At 70.9% G+C, this 17,670-nt stretch carries 17 protein-coding genes; 7 read left to right on the forward strand and 10 right to left on the reverse strand.

Features of this window, described 5'->3' with window-relative positions; genetic code table 11:
* Positions 1 to 55: 55 nt before the first annotated feature.
* The 5 genes from paaA to paaN all read right to left on the reverse strand — a co-directional run bounded on the left by paaA (position 56) and on the right by paaN (position 5,668).
* Positions 56 to 1,003, reverse strand: coding sequence for a 1,2-phenylacetyl-CoA epoxidase subunit PaaA (gene paaA / locus DMB66_RS17035; RefSeq protein ID WP_125805047.1), 948 nt, complete (start codon positions 1,001 to 1,003; stop codon positions 56 to 58).
* Entirely contained in the window at positions 1,000 to 1,854 is an 855-nt protein-coding gene (locus DMB66_RS17040) for a 3-hydroxyacyl-CoA dehydrogenase family protein (protein WP_370318595.1), read from the reverse strand. The genes paaA and DMB66_RS17040 overlap by 4 nt, the downstream gene beginning before the upstream one ends.
* A 157-nt stretch (positions 1,855 to 2,011) precedes the next feature.
* Positions 2,012 to 2,773 (reverse strand): enoyl-CoA hydratase/isomerase family protein, encoded by a 762-nt coding sequence (locus DMB66_RS17045; RefSeq protein ID WP_125805049.1) that lies wholly within the window; start codon positions 2,771 to 2,773, stop codon positions 2,012 to 2,014.
* Positions 2,773 to 3,987 carry an acetyl-CoA C-acyltransferase gene (locus DMB66_RS17050; protein ID WP_125805050.1) on the reverse strand — a complete coding sequence of 405 codons (1,215 nt, stop codon included), beginning with the start codon at positions 3,985 to 3,987 and terminating at the stop codon, positions 2,773 to 2,775. Before DMB66_RS17050 ends, DMB66_RS17045 begins: the two co-directional genes overlap by 1 nt.
* Positions 3,980 to 5,668, reverse strand: a complete 1,689-nt coding sequence (gene paaN / locus DMB66_RS17055; protein ID WP_125805051.1) for a phenylacetic acid degradation protein PaaN — start codon at positions 5,666 to 5,668, stop codon at positions 3,980 to 3,982. Before paaN ends, DMB66_RS17050 begins: the two co-directional genes overlap by 8 nt.
* A gap of 83 nt (positions 5,669 to 5,751) precedes the next feature.
* On the opposite strand from paaN, the gene paaI reads away from it, so the two are divergent.
* From paaI to paaK, 3 genes are read left to right on the forward strand one after another with little or no spacing between them, the layout of a single operon-like run.
* Complete coding sequence (paaI, locus tag DMB66_RS17060) at positions 5,752 to 6,171, forward strand: hydroxyphenylacetyl-CoA thioesterase PaaI (protein WP_233624613.1); 420 nt, start codon at positions 5,752 to 5,754, stop codon at positions 6,169 to 6,171.
* Positions 6,168 to 6,824: a TetR/AcrR family transcriptional regulator gene (locus tag DMB66_RS17065; RefSeq protein WP_125805052.1), complete on the forward strand. Its 657-nt coding sequence runs from the start codon at positions 6,168 to 6,170 to the stop codon at positions 6,822 to 6,824. The genes paaI and DMB66_RS17065 overlap by 4 nt, the downstream gene beginning before the upstream one ends.
* A gap of 20 nt (positions 6,825 to 6,844) precedes the next feature.
* Positions 6,845 to 8,152, forward strand: coding sequence for a phenylacetate--CoA ligase PaaK (paaK, locus tag DMB66_RS17070; RefSeq protein WP_125805053.1), 1,308 nt, complete (start codon positions 6,845 to 6,847; stop codon positions 8,150 to 8,152).
* Positions 8,153 to 8,418: 266 nt separating this feature from the next.
* Here paaK and DMB66_RS17075 read toward each other — a convergent pair whose 3' ends face one another.
* Entirely contained in the window at positions 8,419 to 9,429 is a 1,011-nt protein-coding gene (locus DMB66_RS17075; protein ID WP_125805054.1) for a LacI family DNA-binding transcriptional regulator, read from the reverse strand.
* 120 nt (positions 9,430 to 9,549) lie between these two features.
* On the opposite strand from DMB66_RS17075, the gene DMB66_RS17080 reads away from it, so the two are divergent.
* Both DMB66_RS17080 and DMB66_RS17085 read left to right on the forward strand, forming a co-directional pair.
* A complete protein-coding gene (locus DMB66_RS17080) occupies positions 9,550 to 10,719 on the forward strand; it encodes a Gfo/Idh/MocA family protein (RefSeq protein ID WP_125805055.1) in 1,170 nt (389 codons plus the stop codon).
* A 150-nt stretch (positions 10,720 to 10,869) separates the two neighbouring features.
* Positions 10,870 to 11,874: a sugar phosphate isomerase/epimerase gene (locus DMB66_RS17085; RefSeq protein ID WP_125805056.1), complete on the forward strand. Its 1,005-nt coding sequence runs from the start codon at positions 10,870 to 10,872 to the stop codon at positions 11,872 to 11,874.
* A gap of 120 nt (positions 11,875 to 11,994) precedes the next feature.
* Here the strand turns inward: DMB66_RS17085 and DMB66_RS17090 are convergent, their stop codons facing one another.
* Positions 11,995 to 12,489 (reverse strand): hypothetical protein, encoded by a 495-nt coding sequence (locus DMB66_RS17090; protein WP_125805057.1) that lies wholly within the window; start codon positions 12,487 to 12,489, stop codon positions 11,995 to 11,997.
* Positions 12,490 to 13,187: 698 nt separating this feature from the next.
* Here DMB66_RS17090 and DMB66_RS63755 point away from each other — a divergent pair.
* On the forward strand, positions 13,188 to 13,997 hold the full coding sequence (locus DMB66_RS63755) for a hypothetical protein (RefSeq protein ID WP_233624615.1): 810 nt from the start codon (positions 13,188 to 13,190) through the stop codon (positions 13,995 to 13,997).
* On the forward strand, positions 13,994 to 14,719 hold the full coding sequence (locus DMB66_RS63760) for an OmpA family protein (RefSeq protein ID WP_233624618.1): 726 nt from the start codon (positions 13,994 to 13,996) through the stop codon (positions 14,717 to 14,719). The genes DMB66_RS63755 and DMB66_RS63760 overlap by 4 nt, the downstream gene beginning before the upstream one ends.
* A gap of 17 nt (positions 14,720 to 14,736) precedes the next feature.
* Here the strand turns inward: DMB66_RS63760 and DMB66_RS17100 are convergent, their stop codons facing one another.
* The 3 genes from DMB66_RS17100 to DMB66_RS17110 are packed head-to-tail and all read right to left on the reverse strand — an operon-like array spanning position 14,737 to position 17,472.
* A complete protein-coding gene (locus DMB66_RS17100) occupies positions 14,737 to 15,597 on the reverse strand; it encodes a sugar phosphate isomerase/epimerase (RefSeq protein WP_125805059.1) in 861 nt (286 codons plus the stop codon).
* Positions 15,594 to 16,622: a Gfo/Idh/MocA family protein gene (locus tag DMB66_RS17105; protein ID WP_125805060.1), complete on the reverse strand. Its 1,029-nt coding sequence runs from the start codon at positions 16,620 to 16,622 to the stop codon at positions 15,594 to 15,596. The genes DMB66_RS17100 and DMB66_RS17105 overlap by 4 nt, the downstream gene beginning before the upstream one ends.
* A gap of 34 nt (positions 16,623 to 16,656) precedes the next feature.
* Positions 16,657 to 17,472: an ATP-binding cassette domain-containing protein gene (locus tag DMB66_RS17110; protein WP_125805061.1), complete on the reverse strand. Its 816-nt coding sequence runs from the start codon at positions 17,470 to 17,472 to the stop codon at positions 16,657 to 16,659.
* Positions 17,473 to 17,670 lie beyond the last annotated feature (198 nt).

Raw genomic sequence — 17,670 nt, forward strand, 5'->3', positions numbered from 1 at the left:
CCCTCGCCTGCGAGGCCGTTGTTCAGCGCGGCCGGGTGCCGCTCGGTGCGCTCGCTCATACCCCTGCCTCCTGACGGCGCCTGGCGTGTGCGGCGGCTGCCTCGCGGACCCAGGCGCCTTCCTCGTCGGCACGGCGCCTGTTCTCGATCCGCAACGCGTTGCACGGTCCGTCGCCGGAGATCACGCGCTTGAGCTCGGACCAGTCGATCGGCCCGAAGTCCCAGTGCCCGCGCTCGGCGTTCCAGCGCAGCTCCGGGTCGGGCAGCGTGACGCCGAGAGCCTCGGCCTGCGGCACGCTCATGTCCACATAGCGCTGCCGCAGCTCGTCGTTGCTGTGCCGCTTGATCTTCCAGGCCATCGACTGCGCGGAGTTCGGCGACTGGTCGTCGGGCGGGCCGAACATCATCAGCGACGGCCACCACCAGCGGTTGACGGCATCCCGCACCATGTCGCGCTGCGCCGGGGTGCCGCGCATCATCGTCATCAGCAACTCGTAGCCCTGCCGCTGGTGGAAGGACTCCTCCTTGCAGATTCGGATCATCGCGCGGCCGTACGGGCCGTACGAGCTTCGGCACAGCGGCACCTGGTTGCAGATCGCGGCGCCGTCGACCAGCCAGCCGATGACGCCGACGTCCGCGAACGACAGCGTCGGGTAGTTGAAGATCGACGAATACTTCTGCCGGCCCTCGATGAGCCGCCGGGTCAGGTCGCCACGATCGGCGCCGAGGGTCTCCGCCGCCGAGTAGAGGTAGAGCCCGTGCCCGGCCTCGTCCTGCACCTTGGCCAGCAGGATCGCCTTGCGCCGCAACGAGGGCGCCCGGGTGATCCACTCCCCCTCCGGCTGCATGCCGATGATCTCGGAGTGGGCGTGCTGGGCGATCTGCCTGATCATCGTCTTGCGGTAGCCCTCAGGCATCCAGTCGCGCGGCTCGATGCGCTGGTCCTTCGCGATGGTCTCGGTGAAGGCCTTCTCGTGGGTCTCCGTGCGGGACGTGTCGGTCATCGGCTCTCCTCCCAGGTGTGGAAGCCCTGCCCGGTCTTGCGGCCCAGCTCGCCGCGGGCCACTTTGTCGCGCAGCAGTTGCGGCGGGCTGAACCTGTCGCCGAGCTCGGCGTGCAGGTGCTCGGCGATGGCGAGCCGGACGTCGAGGCCGACGAGGTCGGTCGAGCGCAGCGGTCCCATCGGATGTCGGTAGCCCAGCTCCATGGCGCGGTCGATCGACGCGGCGTCCGCGACGCCCTCCTCCAGCATCCGGATCGCCTCGAGCCCGAGCAGCACGCCCAGGCGGCTGGTGGCGAAGCCGGGCGAGTCACGGACCACGATCGCGGTCTTGCCGAGGCCGGCCGACCACGACTGCGCGGCATCACGGACGCCCTCGGCCGTCTGCGGGCCGACGACGATCTCGACAAGGTCGCTGACCGGCACCGGGTTGAAGAAATGCATGCCGACGAGACGCTCGGGGCGACGCAGGCCTTCGGCGAGCCCGGCGATGGAGAGGGAGCTGGTGTTGGTCGCGAGCACGGTGTGCTCCCCGACAGCCTTCTCGGCGGCGGCGAGGACACCGATCTTGAGCCGGGCGTCCTCGGGCACGGCCTCCACGACCAGTTCCACGTCGGCGGGCAGGGCGGCGATGTCGTCGGTGAGGGTGATCCGGTCGAGGACGGACCCGGGATCCTCGGCCAGCCTGCCACGCGCGGCGGCCCGGCGCAGCGTGGCACTGAGGCGTTCCAGGGCTGACACGCCGGCGGCGCGGTCGGCCTCCACGACGGTCACCGAGGCTCCGGCCGCGGCGAAGACCTGCGCGATCCCGGCGCCCATCCGGCCACCACCGATCACCCCGACGCGCTTCGGCACGCCCGCGCTCGGCGCCGTGGCGGCGTTCATCGGGCTTCCCCGTCCAGGGGAACGCCGCCCGGTACGCCGACACGCGAGGGCGCAGAAGCTGTCATCGGCGCTCTCCCGTCCAGGAAGACGCCCACCAGACCACGAGCGCGCGAGAACGAAGCGGCGGTCATCGGCGTTCGCCGCTCAGGAAGGCGTCCATCCGGGTGCGCTTGTCCTGCGACTCGAAGAGGATCGCCTGGGCGAGGTCGTCGGTGACCGGGTGGCCGCCCGGCGCGTCGGTGACCAGCTTCGTCAGCCGCAACGCGAGCGGTCCCGACCGGGCCATCCGGTCGAGCAGCGCGTGGGCGCGCTGGAGCAGCTCCTCCGCCGGCACGATCTCGGCTACCAGGCCCAGCCGGTAGGCGTCGTCGGCGTCGAGCCGCCGGCCGGCCAGCAGCACCTGTTTGGCCACGGACGCACCGAGCAGCTCCCGCAGCCGCCAGCAGGCCCCGGCCGCGGCGAGGATGCCCAGGCCGGGCTCGGGGTTGCCGAAGGTCGCCGTCGGCGAGGCCAGCCGGACGTCGCAGGCGTATGCCAGCTCCGCGCCACCACCCAGCGCCCACCCGTCGACGGCGGCCACGGTGGGCAGCGGCAGCCGGGCGATCCGGTCGAACAGGCGGCTGTTGATGCCCTGCAGGGCCTGCTCCCGGCCGCGGTCGCGCAGCTCGCCGATGTCGGCGCCGGCGGCGAACGTGCCCCCGTCGCCGGTCAGGAGCAGCAACCGCGGCCGTTCCTCCAGGCCGGCGCAGACCTCGTGCAGCTCCCGGACCATGGCCGCGTTGATGGCGTTGCGGGCCTGCGGCCGGTGCAGCGTCACGACCACACGGTCGTCGGACTCCTCGACCTTGATGGTGGCGAAGGCCCGCACCGCGGTGGTGGCTTCCGGCATCAGACCCGCTCCACCAGCATCGCGACGCCCTGGCCGACGCCGACGCAGAGGGTGGCCAGGCCCCGGCGGGCGTTCTCGCGTTCCATGCGGCCGAGCAGCGTGACGGTGATCCGGGCACCGGAGCAGCCCAGCGGGTGCCCGAGCGCGATCGCGCCGCCGTCGGCGTTGACCCGCTCCTCGTCCAGCTTGAGCCGGCGCACGACCGCCAGGGACTGCACGGCGAAGGCCTCGTTGAGCTCGACCGCGTCCAGGTCGGCGGCGCCCCAGCCGGCCCGGGCCAGCGCCTTCTCGGTGGCAGGCACCGGGCCCAGGCCCATGAGCTGCGGGGGGACGCCCGCGCTCGCCGAGGTGACGATGCGGGCGCGCGGGGTCAGGTTGTATCGCCGCACGGCCTCGGCGCTGGCCACCACCACGGCGGCCGCGCCGTCGGAGAGCGGCGACGACGACCCCGCGGTCACCACGCCGCCGGCGCGGAACACCGTGCGCAGAGCGCCGAGGCGTTCGAGGCTGCTGCCCCGGCGCGGGATCTCGTCGACAGTCAGCTCGCCGTCCTTGAGCGGCACCGGGGTGATCTCCGCGGCGAAGCGTCCCGCGTCGATCGCCGCGATGGCCCGCTCGTGGCTGCGCAGCGCGAAGGCGTCGCTGTCGGCCCGGGTGATGCCGTCGAGAGCCGCGACCTCCTCCGCCGTCTCCCCCATGGCCAGGGTGACCCGGCGGTCGTCCGGGCCGGTGCCGGCGTCCATGTCGTGGGCGGCGAAGCGGGGGTTGACGAAGCGCCAGCCCAGCGAGGAATCGACGACCTCGCCGGGGCGGGCCCACGGCGTGCCCGGCTTGGCCATGACCCACGGCGCCCGGGTCATCGACTCGACACCACCGGCCACGATCAGGTCGGCCTCGCCGCTGCGGACCGCCTGTGCCGCGGAGACGATCGCGGTCAGGCCGCTGGCGCACAGCCGATTGACCGTGTAGCCGGGGACCGTGTCGGGCAGCCCGGCGAGCAGCGCGGCCATGCGGGCGACGTTGCGGTTGTCCTCACCGGCCTGATTGGCGGCGCCGAGGATCACCTCGTCGATCGCGTCGGCGGGCACCCCACCGCGGCTGACCGCCTCGCGGACGACCAGGGCGGCGAGATCGTCGGGGCGCACGCTGGAGAGGGCACCACCGTACTTGCCCTGCGGGGTGCGGACTCCGCCGACCAGGAAGGCCTCAGGCATTGTTCTCCTCGGTGACGTGGTGACGCGACTGCAGCGTGAAGAAGCGGCCGGTGACGAACTGGGAATCGGTCAACGAGGCGGTGGCGGTCGGATTCGCCGCCGCGCCGTGCAGGTCGCTGAACGCGGCGGTCTGGTTGACGAAGACGCCGCCGGTCAGATTTTGCGAGAGGTGCACACCGGCGTCGAGCGCGGCCTCGCGGGTCGCCGCTAGCACCTCCGGCGAGGTCGAGTAGACCGAGGCGGTGAGGGCGCCGTGATGCTGCACGGTCTCGGTGAAGAGCGCGAGGCTGTGCGCGGTCGACTCGGTGGCGATGACGAACGACACCGGCCCGAACCACTCACGGGTGTAGGACTTCTCGTCGGCGACGTCGAGCCGCAGCACCACGGGAGTGCGGATGGTCGCCCCCGGAAACTGCTCGTCGGCCACGGCCGTGGACCGGTGGATGACGTTCGGGGCGTTGCCGGCCTCCGCGAGCCGGGCGAGCACGCCGTCGTTCACGATCGCGCCGAGCGTGCCGACCGCGCGCTTGGGGTCACCGAGCAGCTTGTCGAGCGACGCGGACAGGTCGGCGCCGAACTCCTCCACACTGCGGTGGCCGGCGTCGGTCTCGATGCCGGTGGACGGGACCAGCAGATTTTGCGGGGTGGTGCACATCTGGCCGCTGTAGAGCGACAGGGAGAACGCCAGGTTGCGCAGCATGCCCTTGTAATCGTCGGTGGAGTCGACGATGACCGTGTTGAGCCCGGCCTTCTCGGTGTAGACGACCGCCTGGCGGGCGTTGGACTCCAGCCAGTTGCCGAACTCGCTGGACCCGGTGAAGTCCACGATCCGCACGTCGCGGTGGGTGGCCAGGGTGGCGGCGATGCCCTCGCCGGGCTCCTCGACCGCGAGGGTGACCAGATTGGGATCCTGCCCGGCCTCGGCGAGCACCTCGCGGGCGACCTGCACCGTGATGGCGAGCGGCAGCACGGCGCCGGGGTGCGGCTTGACGATGACCGCGTTGCCGGTGACCAGGCTCGCGAACAGGCCCGGGTAGCCGTTCCAGGTGGGGAAGGTGTTGCAGCCGATCATCAGGGCGACGCCGCGACCGACGACCGTGCTGGTCTTGGCCATGCGCAGCGGGTCACTGCCGCGCTGCGGCTTGCTCCAGGTCGTGGTCGCGGGGATCCGCGTCGACTCGGCGAGCGCGACCGCGACCGCTTCGAGCCCGCGGTCCTGCGCGTGTGCCCCGCCGGCCTGGAACGCCATGACGAAGGCCTGGCCGGTGGTGTGCTGGACGGCGTGGGCGAGCTCGAAGATGCGGGCGTTGAGCCGGCGCAGGATCTCGGCGGCGACGCCGGCTCGGCCCTGCGGGCCGGCGGCGCGCCAGCCGGGAGTCGCGGCACGGGCGGCGGCGATCAGGTCGGCCGGGTCACCCTTGGGATAACGGATGTCGAGGGCGATCCCGTACGGCGAGCGCTCGGTCGCTACCGTGCCGGTCGCACCGGGCACCTCGACCGGGAACTCCGCGCCGAGCAGGGCCTGGAACGCTCGTTCCCCGGCGGGGGCGGCGTCCTCGCCGTAGACGGACTTGCTGGGCGACTCGGGGTAGGCGGACCAGTAGTCGCGCGTCGCGGCCGCCTCGATCGCCTTGGCGAGCAACTCGCGATGCTTCTCGTAGAACTCGGCCGGGGTTGTCATCGGCGCTCCTGTGCGGTTGGCTGTACCTCATATTTACCGTCCACTTGGTCGGTAATCAAGTCCGGGCCGGAAAAGGAGAGAACATGGCACGGGGTGACGGAGCACCGACGGCGGCACACGGCATGTTCGACCGTGACAAGGCTTCCCAGGCCCTCGGCATCGAGCTCGTCTCCGCAGCTCGCGGCGCTGCCGTCGCGCGGATGCGAGTGACCGCCGACATGGTCAACGGGCACGGCATGACCCATGGCGGCTATGTGTTCCTGCTGGCCGACACCACCTTCGCCCTGGCCTGCAACGCGGCCGGCCCGGTCACCGTCGCGTCCGGTGCTGACATCACGTTCCTCCGGCCCACCGCCGAGGGTGACGAGCTGGAGGCCCGCGCCGCGGAGCGCGCGTCCAACGGCCGCAGCGGCGTCTACGACGTCACGGTAACCCGTGCCGGTGACGTGATCGCCGAGTTCCGCGGTCGCAGCCGGGTCATCAGCCCTGGCCGACCGGCATGACCGGGGAGAACGACGCGCTCGCGCTCGCCCGTGCCGAGCGCGTTGTCGACCACCTCGAGGAACGCAACCGGCCGAAGCGCGGGCGGCCCGGCCATGACCTCGGCGCGGTGCTAGCGGCCGCCGTCCGGCTGTTCAACGAGCGTGGCTACGAGGCCACCAGCATGGACGACGTGGCCAGGCGGCTCGGCATCACGAAGTCCAGCCTCTATCACCACGTCACCGGCAAGCAGGAGTTGCTGCGGATAGCCGTCGACCAGGCGCTGGACGGCCTGCACGAGGCGATGGACGAGGTGGAAGGGCTGGACGCGCCCGCCCTCGACCGGCTCGAGAGCCTCATCCGGCGCAGCGTGCTCGTCCTCGCGGAGCGGCTTGAATACGTGACGTTACTGCTGCGCGTCCGCGGGAACACCGCGGTGGAGCAGCAGGCCCTGCTGAGCCGCCGGATCTTCGACGCCAAGGTCACCGAGCTGGTCAAGCAGGCCCAGGCCGAGGGCGCCATCCGCCCGGACGTGGACGCGGCCACCGCGGCCCGCCTGCTCTTCGGCATGGTCAACTCATTGATCGAGTGGTACAGCCCCCAGCGCGGCGGAGCGGCGGAGCTCGCCGACACCGTCACCACCATCGCCTTCGACGGCCTACGCACGAGGCAGTGAGGTTCGCAGAGGAGACCGACATGCAGCACCGCACCCCCAGGCCCGAGGACCTCGATCCGATCGAGCGCGCGTCCGTGGACGAGCTGCGCGGGCTACAGCTCAGGCGCCTGCAGTGGTCGCTGCGCCACGCGTACGACAACGTGCCGCAGTACCGCAAGATGTTCGACGAGGCCCAGGTCCACCCCGATGACCTGCGCGCGCACGGCGACCTGGCGAAGTTCCCGTTCACCGACAAGGCCGTGCTGCGCGCGAACTACCCGTTCGACATGTTCGCCGTGCCCCGCGAGCAGATCTCCCGCCTGCACGCCTCCTCCGGCACGACCGGCCGCCCCACCGTCGTCGGCTACACCCGGCAGGACGTCCGGACCTGGGCCGAGCTGATGGCGCGGTCGATCCGCGCGTCCGGCGGCCGCCGCGGCGACCGGGTCCACGTCGCCTACGGCTACGGCCTGTTCACCGGCGGGCTCGGCGCCCACTACGGCGCGGAGGAGCTGGGCTGCACGGTCATCCCGGTGTCGGGCGGCATGACCGAGCGACAGGTGATGCTGATCAACGACTTCAAACCGGACGTCATCATGGTCACGCCCAGTTACATGCTGGCCATCGTGGACGAGATGCACCGGCAGGGCATCGACCCGCGCGAGACGTCGCTGGCCGTCGGCATCTTCGGCGCCGAGCCGTGGACGCAGGACCTGCGGCGGGAGATCGAGCAGCAGCTCGACATCCACGCGCTGGACATCTACGGCCTGTCCGAGGTGATGGGTCCCGGCGTGGCGACCGAGTGCGTGGAGACCAAGGACGGCCTGCACGTCTGGGAGGACCACTTCTACCCCGAGATCATCGACCCGCTGACCGGCGAGGTGCTGCCGGACGGCGAGACCGGCGAGCTGGTCTTCACGTCGCTGAGCAAGGAGGCGATGCCGGTCGTGCGTTACCGCACCCGGGATCTGACTCGGCTGCTGCCGGGCACGGCCCGGCCGATGCGCCGCATCGAGAAGATCACCGGCCGGACGGACGACATGATCATCCTGCGCGGCGTCAACCTCTTCCCGACCCAGATCGAGGAGTTGATCCTGCGCACGCGGCAGCTGGCGCCGCACTTCCAGTGCGTGCTGTCCCGCGTCGGGCGCCTCGACGCGCTGACGGTCAGGGTGGAGCGCCGGCCCGGCGCCGGGCCGGCGGCCGCCGAACTGGCGGGCCGGGAGCTGGCCGATCTGGTCAAGAACACGATCGGCGTGAGCGTGACGGTGGAGGTGATCGAACCAGACGGCGTGGAGCGCTCGATGGGCAAGATGCGCCGGATCGTGGACCAGCGACCGAAGGACTGACCCCGGGCACGCACCGCCGCTCACGGCCCCGGCGGCGGCGCGAATCCCAGGCTCGCCCCACGGTCACGGCTCCCGCCGTGACGCGGCGACGGGCCCGGTGCAACCCCCGGATCACCAGGCTCGCCTCCACCGGTCAGGGCTCCTGCCGCAGCGCGACCGGCCCGGCGCCGCCCCGAATCACCAGGCTCGCCCCACCGGTCACGGCTCCCGCCGTGACGCGGCGACGAGCCTGGTGAACCCCCGGATCACCAGGCTCTCCTCGTCGGTCAAGGCTCCTGCTGTGGCGTGACGGGCCCGGTGCTGCCCCGGATCACCAGGCGCGGGTTGAGCACGACCTCCTGGCGTTGGGTGCGGCCCTCGTCGAGGCGCTGGACCGCGGCGAGCACCGCGTGGCGGGCCTGGGCGGCGGCGTCCTGGTTGACCGTCGTCAGGTCGATGTGGGCTAGGTGGGCGAGCGTGCTGTCGTCGTACCCCACGATCGAGATCTGCCCGGGAATCTCGATGCCGGCGCGGACGAACGCGTCCATGACCCCGACGGCGCAGCGGTCGTTGGAGGCCACGACGGCCGTCGGCCGGTCGCTGCCGGCGGCGATCAGCCGCCCGGCGCGGATGCCGCCCTCCTCGGTGTGGTCGCCGGCGATGATGCGGATCTCGCCGGCGAGCCCGGCCCGGCGCATGCCGTCGCGGTAGCCGCGCCGGCGCGCGGCAGCGACGACGCCGCGGCCGCCGTCGACGAAGGCGATACGCCGGTGACCGAAATCGATCAGGTGGGTCAACGCCTCGGCGACCCCGACGTGGTCTGCCGAACGGACCACGTCAACCTCGCCGCCGGCGACCCGCCGGCCGATGGTGACCACCGGGACCTGGGCGGCGAGCGCGACGAGCCGCTGATCCGCGGCATCCGGGCCGAGCAGGAGCACGGCCTCGCAGCGGAAGTCGAGCAGCGTCTCGATCGCCCGATCCTCATCACGGTGCCGGGTCAGCGTGGAGAGCACCACCTCATAGCCGATCCGGTCGGCCTCGGCCTGGATCTCCTCGACCAGCTCGGCGTGGAACGGGCTGCGGATGTCGAGCATCACACCGAGCAGATGACGCCGCCGGCGCGCCAGCATGCTCGCCGTGCGATCGGCTCGATAGCCCAGCTCAGCGGCCGCCTCGAGAACCCGGCGGCGGGTCTCCGCGCTGGGGCCGGCAACGCCGCGCAGCACCAGCGAGACCGACGCCGTGGAGACGCCGACCCGCGCGGCGACGTCGTCGAGCCGGGGTCGCTGATCCACTCCTGAAACCTCCGGTCACACCCTTGACACACAACGAGATCGACTTGGATAGTACTCGAAGTTCAAGCGCTTTAAAGAACCGGCCCGCCCGCCACTCCCCTCAGCCGGAGGTCCACCCAAATGACAGATCCGTCCCCTCGCGTCGCCGTCATCGGCGCCGGCATGGTCGGCCGCGCCCACGCGAACGCATACCGCAACGCGGCCACCGTCTTCGCCTCCGGCCGGCCTGCCCCACGCCTGGTCGCCATCGCCGACGCGCACGAGCCGTTCGCGGCCGACGCCGCCACGCGCTACGGCTTCGAGCGCACCGAGACCGACTGGCGCGCCGTGATCGACGCGCCCGACATCGACGCGGTCACCGTCGCGGTCGCCAACAACCTGCACCGCGAGATCGTCGAGGCGGCGCTCGCCGCCGGCAAGCACGTCCTCTGCGAGAAGCCGCTCGCCCCCAGCATCGACGACGCGCAGGCCATGGTCGACGCGGCCGCCGCCACCGACCGTGTCGCGGCGGTCGGCTTCACGTTCCGGCGCTCCCCCGCGATCAACGCCATCCGCGAACAGGTCCGCGACGGCGGCCTCGGACGGGTGCGGCACATCGTCGGCAACTACTTCACCGACTACGGCTTCGACCCGCAGCGCCCGATGAGCTGGCGATATCTCGGTGGCCCGGGGTCGGGGGCGCTCGCCGACATCGGCAGTCACCTGGTCGACCTCGCCGAGTTCTTCTGCGGCCCGACCACCGGTGTGCAGGGCGCCTCGATGAGCACCCTGGTCACCTCCCGCCCCAAACCGCTCGGCGTGGCCGTCGGGCACGCCGGCGGCGTCGAGCTCAGCGACGAGCGCGTCCCGGTGGAAAACGAGGACATCTGCACCTTCACCACCACCTACGCCGGCGGCACGCTCGGCACGTTCTCCGTCTCCCGGGTGGCGTTCGGGCACGCCAACACGCTGCGGCTGGAGCTGTTCTGCGAAAACGGCACCGCGTCGTTCGACCTGACCCGGCCGGGCGAGTTCAGCATCATCGACGGCACACCCGGGCAGAGCGTCAACGGCGCCCGGCAGGTCTTCATCGGGCCCTGGCACCCATACGTCGCCCGCGCGCTACCCATGGACTTCCCCACCGTCGGGCACGGCCAGAACGACTTCTTCGTGTTCCAGGCGCGTGCCTTCCTCGACCAGATCGCCGGCATCGAGGAGCTCCCGCCGTGCCCGGACCTGGCCCACGGCCTGCACAACCTGCGCGTGCTCGACGCGGTGGTCGCCGCCACCGACAAGCCCGTCCAGCTCTGACCACCCGTCCAACTCTGACCACCCGTCCAGCTTCGACCGCACGTCCAGCACTGATCGCCCTGTTCTGACCGCACGTCCAGCTCCGACCACCCGCCCAGCTCTGACCGCCCATCCAGCTCTGACCGCCCGCCCCGTCCGGAAGGCAAAACCATGAAGCTCGGCGCCTACACCGCGTGCCTGCACGACCGTTCCCTCGACGAGACCCTCAAGATTCTGAGCGAGCTGGGCCTGACCAGCGCGGAGATCAACGCGGGCGGCTTCATCCCCGCCCCGCACCTGCCGATCGACGACATCCTCGCCAGCGCGGGCGCCCGCGAGGACTACCTCGGCCGCTTCACCCAGGCCGGCATCGAACTGACCGGCCTCAACGTCAACGGCAACCCCCTCAACCCCGACCCTGCGGTGGGCCCGCAGCACGCGGCAGACCTGCATCGCGCGATCGAGGTAGCGGCCGCCCTGGGGGTCAAGCGCGTCGTAACCATGTCCGGCCTGCCGGGCGGCGAGCCCGGCGGCAAGACGGCGAACTGGGTGGTGAACCCCTGGGACAGTCAATACCTGGACATCATCGACTACCAGTGGCAGCAGGTGGCGATCCCGTTCTGGAAGGACATCAACGCCCGCGCGGCCGCCGCGGACGTCAAGGTCTGCATCGAGATGCACCCCCACAACATCGTCTTCAACCCGCCGACGCTGCAGCGCCTGGTCGAGCAGACCAACGCCACCCACGTCGGCGCCGAGATGGACCCGAGCCACCTGTTCTGGCAGGGCATGGACCCGGTCGCCTGCGTGCAGTATCTCGGCGACCTGGTCTTCCACGCCGCGGCCAAGGACACCAGGATCAATCCCGACAACGCCAAGGTGTACGGCGTCCTCGACGACCGCTTCGCCCGCACCCCGGCGGACGCGAACCCGCTGAACCTGGGTGGCGCCAACACGCTGAACCAGTGGCCGAGGAACCCGTCCTGGGAGTTCGTGGCGGTCGGCCGGGGCCACGGAGTGGAGGACTTCTGGGTGCCGTTCCTGCAGGCGTTGCACGCGGTCGACCCGGACATCGCGGTCAACATCGAGCACGAGGACCAGGCGTTCGACCAGGTCGAGGGTCTCCGCCTGGCCGCGGAAAACCTGCTGTCCGCCGCGGCCAAGGCCGGTGTGTGAGACCCCCAGGGGCCAGATCCGACCGAAGCCGTCTCCTGAAGCGCTAGGTCCGGCTGGGCTGCGCGGGCGCGCTCACCGAAGCGCACTGACAGGTAACGCGGCTGAACTCCGAGTGGGCGGTCATCGCGTGAGTCGGGGCGTTGCGACTGCCAGCCGGTGGGCCTCGGCGATGACGTCAGTGTCGATGTCCTGGACGGTCAGATCGGTGTAGTCGATTGTGTCGTAGGCGTCGTCCAGCTCGGCGAGGCGTTCGGCGGCGGGTAGGCGGTCGTGTCCAAAGGTGTGGTGGGCCCACGCCGCGAAGGAGCGCGGGTCCAAGTCACCGGATAGAGCGCGTGTCGCCATGACCGCCAGGGTGGCTTCCTGCCCGGCCATGCTGTCCGGCTCGTAGTAGGGCAGGCCGACCTCGGCAAGCGCCTGCTCCAGGTTCTCGAACATGTCGCTGTTTTGTGCCGTGCGCAGTGCCACCGCGGCGAGCATCGCCAGGGCGTCGCCATCCGCGCCGTCGGCAAGGACGTCACAGGCCGCCCGGACAACGTCGGCCGGTGTTGCGTGATCAGTGCTCCAGAGGGCGGCCGCGTCGTGGAGTCTCGTCACGGCATCGGATCGGTTCACGGCGTCATCATGGCGGTCGGTCGCGACGTCCGCTTGCGAATATCCAGTTCGCGGCCTCCACCCACTCCGTCTCAGGTGCCCGTGAGCACGTCTGCGAGGTTGCCCGCGATCTGGCGGAGGGCCGGATCACCGAACAGCCCGCCGCGGTTGAACCGAACCAGGCGTTCGAGTTGGGCGTAGGCGAGGAGCGCTGGAGCAGGTCACCGTGGAGGTGGGCTCCGGCATCCGCATGGCGGCCGACGGCACCGCGCTCTACGACAAGGACGTGCAGAGGCAGGCGCGGCTCCCGGTCCGGCCGCCGGCGCTCGAGCTGGGCGGTGCGGCGGCACCGTTCGCCTCCATGGAGTCGACCCGGCCAAGCCGCTATGCCGTCACGTCCGCCAACATCCCCCGCAGGCAGAGGGCAATCTTGGGGACTACGCGGGCCTCCGGGCAGCACTGCTTCCCGACTCGGTGCACGGGCCTGCGAACAAGCCGCCAGTGGACGTGGACATCATCCAAGATCGGGTTCATCGTGGAGCAGGTGAGATCTCCGGTGCCGGAGTCGCCGTTGTGCTCGGCTCGCAGCATCCCGATCTCGTGCGGGCGTGGTCCGCTCCAGGCTGGAGCTCGGCGTCGGTCTTGGCGGCATGCGACCCGACAGTCACCAGGTCGGCCGTTAGGCTGAGCCGCGGTCATCGATGACAGCGGGAGGTCACGTGCGGCGCTCACTAGGCCTGGTCGCGGCCGCCCTGCTCATGGCGGCTCTCGCGGCCTGCGGCGATGACGAGGACCCTCCAGAGCGCGCCGCCTCGCTCGCTCCTTCCCCTTCGGCGGCGGCGGTCACCGGGCAGCCGCCCGCGCAGACTCGGGTTGTCGATGCGGCCGGCGACATCCTGCAGATGAGCGTCGGACCGCTTGTTCGCTCCGGGACCGCCGTCGTACTGACCGTGCAGACCCGGCTCGACAAGTCCGGCAGCGGGGGCGCCAGTCTCCTCAGCCGACACTTCTCGACCCTGCTGACGAACTCGTTCGACGCGGCCCGGCTCGTCGATGAGGGCGGGCGGCGGGTCTTTCTCGTCTCCAAGGGCCTCGACGGCAGCCGCTGCGTCTGCACGGGCGCTGTGCGCTTCGAGGTCGGCGAGACCCGGCCCCTGCAGGCTGTCTTCGCTGGCGTTCCCGCCGGGGTGGCGCGGCTTTCGGTGATGCTTCCGTACGCCGGGGTCTTCACCGACGTTCCCGTGGTCGACGGTGCCGTGCCGCTGCCGCCCAGCGCCGGCACCAAGGCCGGCGGGGTGCAGGATCCGCTCGACCCGGCGGCGGCCGCTCCCGCCTTCGCCGGGTCGCTGGAGTCCTACACCGAGCGGCTCGATGTCGCGTTGCGGACCCGGCGGACGGCCGAGCAGGTCGACATCAGCCTCGCCACCGACGTGTTGTTCCGGCTGGACAGCGCCGAGCTCACCCCCGGCGCCGGCAAGTCCATCGCCGCCGCGGTCGCGGATCTGCGGGCTGCCGGGCCGGCCCGCTGACCGTCACCGGCCATACCGACAGCACCGGGAGCACCGCGCACAACCAGGCCCTTTCCCAGCAGCGCGCCCGGGCCGTGGCCGGCGCGCTGCGGAAGTCGCTGCCCGACGGCGAGTGGCCGAAGACCGTCGCGGCCGAGGGCGAGAGCAAGCCCGCCGTGCCGAACGACTCGGCTGCCCATCGGGCGCTCAACCGGCGGGTCGCCATCACCTACCGGGCCCCGGCCCGGGCCGCCGCGACCCCCGCGCCGGCCGAGGCCGTACTGCCGAAGACCACCGGAACGCAGGGCCGGGCGCCGGACGGTGTCGAGGTCGCCATGCCGCTGAATCGTGGCACCATCCGGTTCGTGCCCGGCCCGGCCACGGTCCGCGGCCCGTTCCTGCTGGTCAGCCTCACCGCCCGCAACGTCGGCGACACCAAGGCGACCATCCTGGACTTCCTCGGCCAGGGCGTCTTCACCGTCCGGGACGAGTTCGATCCCTACGCCCGGTACGGCACCGCCGGCGTCCGGCTCCTGCAGGGCGACACGGCCGCCTACGGCCTCGACTACGAGTCCTCCCCCGGCGCCCACCGCTGCCTCTGCGACCGGATCCTCAGCAAGGCGATCCCACCGGGCAGCGAACAGGTGCTGTCTCTGTGGTTCCCGGCCCCGCCACCCGGTACGGCCACCGTCGCCCTCGATGTCCCCGACCGGCTGCGGATCACCGACATCCCCGTTTCCTAAAGGGAAGCAGAGCTGGGTCAGCGGGCGTATTTCGCCACGTACTGGTTGACCTGCGCCAGGTTGAAGCGGCCGCTCTCCGCCGCCCTTTCCTCCCAGGCGAAGACGCACACCGTCGCGATGCCGTCGAAGCCCACCTCCGCCAGCGTGCCGAAGAACAGGTCCCAGTCCACCTCGCCCTGGCCGATGTCCAGGTGCTGGTGGACCCGGACCGTCGAGCCCGGCGGGTTCACGATGTATCGCAGGCCCGACGAGCCGCGGTGGTCGAATGAGTCCGCGATGTGCACCTGGGTCAGCAGCGGCCCGGCGTGCCGCATCACCGCCGCCAGGTCGCCGCCCTGGTGGAACGTGTGCGGGGCGCAGTACAGGAACGTGACCAGCGGGGAGTTGATGCCCTTGACCAGGTTGACCCCGGCGATGCCGTCCTCGACGAAGTCGTCCGGGTGGGGTTCCAGGACCAGCCGCACGCCCTCGCGTTCGAAGATCGGCAGGAGCTCCTCCAGGGAGCGCCAGAACTGGGCCTCGCTCGCCGCGGACGCCTCCGGGCGGCCGTTGAACTCCGAGTTCATCACCTGCACGCCCAGGTCGACCGTGATCTCGATGGCGCGCTTCCAGTAGCGGACCGCCGCCTGGCGTTCGTCCTCGTCCGGCCCCGACCACTTGTACAGCGGCAGCACCGAGGACACCGACACCTCCGCGGCCGCCAGCTCGCGCTTGAACGCCGCCACGTCCGCCGACGAGGCCCGCGGGTGCAGGAAGAACGGCATGAAGTCGTCGCGGGGGGACAGTTCGATGTGGCGGTAGCCCAGGTCGGCCACCACACGGGGCAGTTCCAGCAGCGGGACGGTGCGCAGCATGTACGGATCCAGCGCGATCTTCACGGCAGTACCACCTCGTTCTCGTAGAAGGCCGGCTTCGGGGCCATGACCACCGGCACTCGTTCCCCGGTGCGCAGCGCCGTCACGCCCGCGTCCGACACCACCGCGGCCGCGTAGCCGTCCCAGGCGTTCGGCCCGACCGGCGCCCCGCCCCCGGCGAGCGAGTCGATCCATTCCTGGATCTCCACGTCGTACGCGCGCAGGAACCTGTCCCGCCAGTCCGCCGACACCGGCGTGGCCAGTTGCCGGGACGTGCGGACCGCCACCGGGCTCAGTTCGCCCAGGGCCGCCGTACCGTCCTCGCCCACGACCTCGCCTCGGATGTCGTAGCCGTACCGGATGTTCACCGAGATCTCCACGTCCACGAGCGCGCCGCCGGCCATCTCGAGGATCAGCAGCAGCGGGTCCTGCAGTGGGCCGCCGTTGCGGCTCTTGCGCGGGATCAGCACCCGGGCCGCGGCGATCTCCTCGCCGAACATCCAGCGGGCCATGTCGATCTCGTGCACCGCGGTGTCGGTGATCGCCATCTCCTTCTCGTAGAAGGACGGCACGCCCGCGTTGCGGTGGGCGCAGTGCATCATCAGCGGCGCGCCGATCGCGCCGCTGTCGACCACCTGCTTGAGCGCCCGGTACGCCTCGTCGTACCGGCGCATGTAGCCGACCTGCACCAGCCGGCGGCCGGCCGCCACCTCGGCGTGCACGATCCGCAGGCAGGCGCCCTGGGTCGTGGCCAACGGCTTCTCGCAGAAGACCGGTTTGCCGGCGGCGATCGACGCGAGGACGTACTGCTCGTGGGTGGGTCCCCAGGAGCAGACGACGACCGCGTCGACCGCCGGGTCAGCGATGAGTTCCTCGCCGGTGGCGTGCAGGGTGGCGCCGGGCAGGCCCTCGGCGACCTTCTTGGCGGTGTCCACGTCGACGTCGGTGACGGCGGTGACCGTCACTCCCGCCAGCACCGTGGTCATCCGCCGGATGTGGTCCTGGCCGATCATTCCGGTGCCGATGACACCGACCCGCAACACGCTCATGACCTCTTCTTCCTTGATGACAGCGCGGCCGGAGTCAGCGGCCGAGCTCGTGGGAAAGCTCGGTCAGCTCGTCGCCGCCGGCCATCTGGGTGGTCAGCTCGTCCAGGCCGACCTCGGAACGGTTCTTGTCCAGGACCGTGCCGCCCAGCTTGAGGATGATGAAATGGTCACCCACCAGATACGCGTGGTGCGGATTGTGGGTGATGAACACCACGCCCAACCCCGCATCACGCGCCGCCGCCGTGTACTTGAGCACCACACCGGACTGCTTGACACCCAACGCCGCGGTCGGCTCGTCGAGAATCAACACCCGCGCACCGAAATACACCGCACGAGCGATCGCCACACACTGGCGCTGACCACCCGACAGAGTGCCGATCGGCTGGTTGATGTCCTTGACGACGATGCCCATCTTGCGCAGTTCCTCATCCGCGATCCGCTTCATCTCCTTGATCCGCAGACCCGCAAGCGGATACTTACCGGCCCGCAGCTCCGAGCCGAGGAAGAAGTTGCGCCAGACCTCCATCAACGAGACCACAGCCAGGTCCTGATACACCGTGGCGATCCCGTGGTCCAGGGCCTCCCGCGGAGAGCCGAAGGTCAGCTCCTTGCCGTCGACCTTGAGGCTGCCCTCGTTGTGCGGATGCAACCCCGACATGATCTTGATCAGGGTCGACTTACCGGCACCGTTGTCACCCAGCACACAAGTGACCTCACCCGCGTTCACCCGCAGATTGATACCGCGCAGAGCCCGGATCGCGCCGTAACTCTTACCGATCTCGGCCATCTCGATCAACGGCTCGCCCTTACGCAGCTGCGAGTCCGCGTGCTCGGCCAGGGTGTCAGTCATGTCTGAGCCTCCATTGCCATGCCCTCGTGGCCCTCGCCTGCGAGGCCACGACCCGGTGCGGCTGGGTGCCGCTCGGTGCAGTCGGTCATGTCATCCCACCTTCCGCGCGGTGGACATCCGCTTGACGTAGAGGTTGACCAACACGGCGAGCAGCAACATCACACCGAGGAAGGCCTTGAACCAGTTCGGATCCCAGCC

The organism is Actinoplanes sp. ATCC 53533 (assembly GCF_003947245.1).

Excerpts from the sequence above, each read along its gene's own strand:
- paaN (WP_125805051.1), bottom strand. The coding sequence starts at position 5,668 with ATGACAACCCCGGCCGAGTTCTACGAGAAGCATCGCGAGTTGCTCGCC.
- DMB66_RS17105 (WP_125805060.1), bottom strand. The coding sequence starts at position 16,622 with ATGAGCGTGTTGCGGGTCGGTGTCATCGGCACCGGAATGATCGGCCAG.
- paaK (WP_125805053.1), top strand. The coding sequence starts at position 6,845 with ATGCAGCACCGCACCCCCAGGCCCGAGGACCTCGATCCGATCGAGCGC.
- paaA (WP_125805047.1), bottom strand. The coding sequence starts at position 1,003 with ATGACCGACACGTCCCGCACGGAGACCCACGAGAAGGCCTTCACCGAG.
- DMB66_RS17080 (WP_125805055.1), top strand. The coding sequence starts at position 9,550 with ATGACAGATCCGTCCCCTCGCGTCGCCGTCATCGGCGCCGGCATGGTC.
- DMB66_RS17045 (WP_125805049.1), bottom strand. The coding sequence starts at position 2,773 with ATGCCGGAAGCCACCACCGCGGTGCGGGCCTTCGCCACCATCAAGGTC.
- DMB66_RS17085 (WP_125805056.1), top strand. The coding sequence starts at position 10,870 with ATGAAGCTCGGCGCCTACACCGCGTGCCTGCACGACCGTTCCCTCGAC.
- DMB66_RS17065 (WP_125805052.1), top strand. The coding sequence starts at position 6,168 with ATGACCGGGGAGAACGACGCGCTCGCGCTCGCCCGTGCCGAGCGCGTT.
- paaI (WP_233624613.1), top strand. The coding sequence starts at position 5,752 with ATGGCACGGGGTGACGGAGCACCGACGGCGGCACACGGCATGTTCGAC.
- DMB66_RS17110 (WP_125805061.1), bottom strand. The coding sequence starts at position 17,472 with ATGACTGACACCCTGGCCGAGCACGCGGACTCGCAGCTGCGTAAGGGC.
- DMB66_RS17050 (WP_125805050.1), bottom strand. The coding sequence starts at position 3,987 with ATGCCTGAGGCCTTCCTGGTCGGCGGAGTCCGCACCCCGCAGGGCAAG.